The sequence below is a fragment of the uncultured Veillonella sp. genome (assembly GCF_934190855.1).
Taxonomy (GTDB): Bacteria; Bacillota; Negativicutes; order Veillonellales; family Veillonellaceae; genus Veillonella.
Map to the genome: position 1 here is coordinate 1 of NZ_CAKPTN010000137.1, position 4,475 is coordinate 4,475.

General features: G+C 38.5%; 8 protein-coding genes. All 8 read right to left on the bottom strand.

Annotated features, from left to right (window positions below; genetic code table 11):
• Positions 1–133 precede the first annotated feature (133 nt).
• Positions 134–577 carry a cupin domain-containing protein gene (locus Q0F90_RS07545; RefSeq protein ID WP_296004419.1) on the bottom strand — a complete coding sequence of 148 codons (444 nt, stop codon included), beginning with the start codon at positions 575–577 and terminating at the stop codon, positions 134–136.
• A 67-nt stretch (positions 578–644) separates the two neighbouring features.
• Entirely contained in the window at positions 645–953 is a 309-nt protein-coding gene (locus Q0F90_RS07550; protein ID WP_296004420.1) for a heavy-metal-associated domain-containing protein, read from the bottom strand.
• Between the two features lie 14 nt (positions 954–967).
• Entirely contained in the window at positions 968–1,210 is a 243-nt protein-coding gene (locus Q0F90_RS07555) for a twin-arginine translocase TatA/TatE family subunit (protein WP_004695192.1), read from the bottom strand.
• A 36-nt stretch (positions 1,211–1,246) separates the two neighbouring features.
• Positions 1,247–2,002, bottom strand: a complete 756-nt coding sequence (gene pgl / locus Q0F90_RS07560) for a 6-phosphogluconolactonase (RefSeq protein ID WP_296004421.1) — start codon at positions 2,000–2,002, stop codon at positions 1,247–1,249.
• Between the two features lie 170 nt (positions 2,003–2,172).
• Positions 2,173–2,964 (bottom strand): enoyl-CoA hydratase, encoded by a 792-nt coding sequence (locus Q0F90_RS07565; protein WP_296004423.1) that lies wholly within the window; start codon positions 2,962–2,964, stop codon positions 2,173–2,175.
• A gap of 234 nt (positions 2,965–3,198) precedes the next feature.
• Positions 3,199–3,591: a 30S ribosomal protein S9 gene (gene rpsI, locus Q0F90_RS07570; RefSeq protein ID WP_004695188.1), complete on the bottom strand. Its 393-nt coding sequence runs from the start codon at positions 3,589–3,591 to the stop codon at positions 3,199–3,201.
• A 20-nt stretch (positions 3,592–3,611) separates the two neighbouring features.
• Complete coding sequence (rplM, locus tag Q0F90_RS07575; protein WP_009351047.1) at positions 3,612–4,052, bottom strand: 50S ribosomal protein L13; 441 nt, start codon at positions 4,050–4,052, stop codon at positions 3,612–3,614.
• 157 nt (positions 4,053–4,209) lie between these two features.
• The coding region (locus Q0F90_RS07580) for a hypothetical protein (protein WP_296004426.1) at positions 4,210–4,475 on the bottom strand (266 nt) is incomplete at its 5' end.

Genomic DNA, 4,475 nt, shown 5'->3' on the forward strand with positions numbered 1-4,475 from the left:
TGTAAAAGTATTCATAGAACCTCCCTATCAAACTACACAAATCAACTATTACAGTTACAGTTACAGTTACAGTTACAGTTTCAGTTGATTATAAAAACTATATGGCGGTCATCACACATAACCGCCATATATATTAGCAACTTTCTAAGAATTCTTTAATCTTAGGATTTGCTTGTAATGTCTCCATTTCCTCTGGGGATAATAATTTAACTTTATCCCGCTCTTTATTTACCAAGCATAGGAAACCTATATAGTCCCCTTTATTAGCGCGGAACTGGTGAATTGTCTTTCCTGGAATTTCAATGAAATCACCAGACTCTACATCATGAATTTCGTCGCCTAATAAGAGCTGCCCTTTGCCGCGGAATATCATAACCATATGGGTATGCTCATGATACTCTAATGTGGAATAGCCACCTGGCAAACATTCAAAATAACGGAATTGGCATGGAATATCATAAGCACCATCGTATAGCACTTGACGTGTTACATCTTTAAAAGGACTACCATCTTGTTTATATACCAAGGTGTCGACGCCATCCCACTTGAAATTTTTAGCATCAAACTTGCGTATCATATATTACCTCTTCATACAAAAAAGTGCTGCATCGAAACAATGTTTCAATACAGCACCAAAGGTTCGATTATTTGAAGAAACGTTTCAAGGTTCCCATTAAACCATGACTATGTTGTTGTACACCATCTGCAACGCCTGTTACTTCAAAGCCAGTCTTTTCAATGGCCATAGAAATAACCTCTACTGCAGATTTAGTAGGATCAAAAGAAATCGTTACAGTTTTATCGTCCAAATTTACTTCTGAACTCAATACGCCTGGTAGCGCAAGAGATGCTCCTTCTACAGCTTCTTTACAGTTGTTGCACATCATACCAGGTACATTAAATACCTTTGTTACAACGCCATTTTCTTCGCCACAACCACAATCTTTGCACATAGTGATACCTCCTATTAATCGTTAGCTTCTTTATGTTTGTCGTCGTTCTTAGCCCCTGCTGTTACGTCGATAGTAGTCGCTTTTTTAACGGCTTCTTTCGTTTCATCTACAGCCTTTTTAGGACCGGAAATTGCATCTTTAAACTCGTTGATGCCTTTACCAATAGCTTTGCCGACTTCAGGCAATTTACCAGGACCGAAGATAACTAGAGCAATCACTAATATAACTATTAATTCAGGTGTTCCTATAGACCCCATATGTATCTCCTTTATCATTACTAATACTTACACTCTTTAGTGTACATCATCATAGGCAGCCTTGTCCACATACCAAGTCATAGCTTCTTGTGAAAGCACTGCACCAGGTAGTACGCGACCAATACGTTTTTCCCACGTTAAATCCTCATAGTCCTCACGTTGGTATAATACCTTTGTAAGTGCCGTTTTCTTGCTTTCACCAGTTACAGTGAACCAAACAGCATCAGATTTAGCGAGGAAAGAAAATGTCATAGAAATACGTTCCCATACCTTGCCATCCTCTACGGCCACCACCTCTTGATCTGCCACGCGAAGTGCATGAGAGCCTGCGAATAACCCCGCCGTATGGCCATCTTCGCCTAGATCGAGCAATGCTAAATCAAGACCAGATTTCTTACAAGCTTTGAGTACATTTTGCACTTCTTTCTGATATTCCTCAGCCGCTTCTACAACGGTTCTAGAATCCGTATTGATCGGCAAGAAATGAGCCGCCCCCTTTGCCTTACATAGCAAATGCGGTTTAACGCGGTTAAAATAATTATCCTCGTGAGCTTGTGGCAAGAAACGCTCGTCAGTCCACACAAAGAATACGCGCTCCCAGTTAAGGCGCTCAATATATTCAGGGGAATTGAGTAATTCTAATAAACCATTAACAACAGTGCCACCTGTAATACCAACGATGCACGTTTCGGTGCGACTGATTTCTTCATTGGTAAAAGCAATGAAATCCTCTGCTAATGCTTGGACTACATCACTAGGACTGTCATAACATTTAATTGTATCTTGAGCCATGTAATAATGACCTCCTAAAACTATTATAATAGTACTATTATATACACTTTTGCATCGTAATGAAAGCAAAAACCGATGTAACTCAATATATAGAGCCACATCGGTTCGATTTATATTAGTAACTGCTTATAAATTACATGATATTTAGTACAATTACAAGAGGATAATTATTATTTTTGACCAAATTTAGGACGACGACGCTCTGTGAAAGCCCGTACACCTTCTTTGAAGTCCTCAGAAAGACCTAATTCACATTGTTTTTCTACTTCAAATTTCTTGTACTCTTCCCAACCAGCTAAGAAGCTATTCCACATCATTTCCTTCATTACGCGGTAAGATTGTGCAGGACCTTTAGCTAACTTCTCTACAAGACGTCTTGTAGCCGTTTCTAAATCCTCTAATTCACAAACTTTATATACAAAGCCAAGTTCTTTACCTTTTTCAGCAGATACGGCTTCACCAGTCATAACGATATGCATAGCACGGTTCATGCCGATAGCTCGAGTCAACAAGAATAAACCGCCTGCATCAGGAGCAAGACCTACGTTTACAAAAGCTTGAATAAAGCGTACATTATTAGCTGCTACCACAAAGTCTGCTGCCAATGCCATATTAAATGCCGCACCTGCTGCAGCACCTTGAAGGCTCATGATAACAGGCTTAGGTAAACGTTTCATAGCCATAGAAATCTGAGCTACTAGCTCAACGATTTCAAATAAGGACTCTGTGTCACCTTCGTTTACAGCTCGTTCCATTTCTGTTAAGTCGCCACCAGCAGAGAATACCTTGCCTTCAGCATTGATAAGCAATGCACGAACACTTTCATCGTTGTGTGCTTTATCTAAAACCTCAAGGATCTCCTTGCACATCTCGATATTAAAACCATTCGCCACAGTTGGACGATTAAATGTCAACGTACCAATGCCGTTGTCCACTACGTATTGAATTGTATTATAAATCATATGATTTCTCCTATATAAAAATCAATTTTCGAAAAAATTCGATTATTATATATCTATTATAGGAGAATTAAATGTCCCTGTAAATGATAGAATTAAATAACCCTATGAATTAAAAACAACATTTTTATCTTATAAGTAAAAAGCTAAGAATAAACTCGTTAAGCTATTAATGTTCTATAATGCAAAAACACCTGCAGACATTGTCTGCAGGTGTAATATCCTGTATTCCAAATATTAACGTTTGGAGAATTGGCTTGCTTTGCGGGCTTTTTTAAGACCGTATTTTTTACGTTCTTTCATACGTGGGTCACGAGTCAAGAAGCCAGCTTTTTTCAAAGATTGACGAAGTTCGCCATCTACGTCCAATAACGCACGGGAGATACCGTGACGAATTGCACCAGCTTGACCAGAAGGACCGCCACCAGCTACAGTTGCGATAACATCGTATTGTTCAACTGTGTTAGTCAAATTCAAAGGTTGTTTTACGATCAATTCCAAAGTTTGGCGACCGAAATAATCATTAAGTTCACGTTTGTTAACAGTGATTTTACCTGTGCCCGGTACCAGACGAACTCTAGCAACGGAAGATTTTCTACGACCAGTGCCGTAATATTGTGCTACTGCCATTATATGTTCCTCCCTCTAGATTATCGTACGGAAATTTCTAATACTTCTGGTTTTTGAGCTGCATGTGGATGCTCAGGACCAGCGTATACATTTAATTTACGGTATTGTTGTGCACCCAATTTATTTTTTGGAAGCATACCACGAACTGCCATCTCAACAACACGTTCAGGTTGTTTTTCAAGCATCATAGCTAATTTAGTGAAACGAGCACCACCTGGATAACCAGAATGACGGAAGTATTCCTTTTGCTCTAATTTTTTACCAGTTACGCGAATTTTTTCTGCGTTTACAACGATCACATGGTCACCAGTGTCTACGTGTGGTGTGAAAGTTGGTTTATTTTTGCCCCGAAGAACTTTTGCAACTTCGGCAGCAAGGCGTCCTAAAGTTTTACCTTCAGCGTCAACAACATACCATTTCCGTTCGATTGTGTTCGGATTGGCCATAAATGTAGTTTTCATGCTGCATATCCTCCTAATAACGTCATAATTCTACCAAAATCAGCTTGTCCTTTGCTTCCGGGGCTAATGGAAACACGACTAAAGCTTACTCAAAATAGTATACAGATTTTATGGGGTTGTGTCAATTAAAATTTAGTACCTATATGTTGTCATTAAATTATTTTTTTAATATAGAATTACACTGCTGTATTATATCATTCAATACGGTCTGATCTGTATTAAGAACAAGTTTAACCCAATTATCACGCCAACTACCACCCAATTGAGCTTCTACTTTTATATGCCCATATGATTCACATATAATATGCACAAAATCATCCGAATCAGCATAAGTAATACGAATGTCTCCGTCTAATGTAGTATATAGTAATTTGAGTTGACTGATTAATTCTCTAAATTCATTTACAGTATAAACAAATGTAC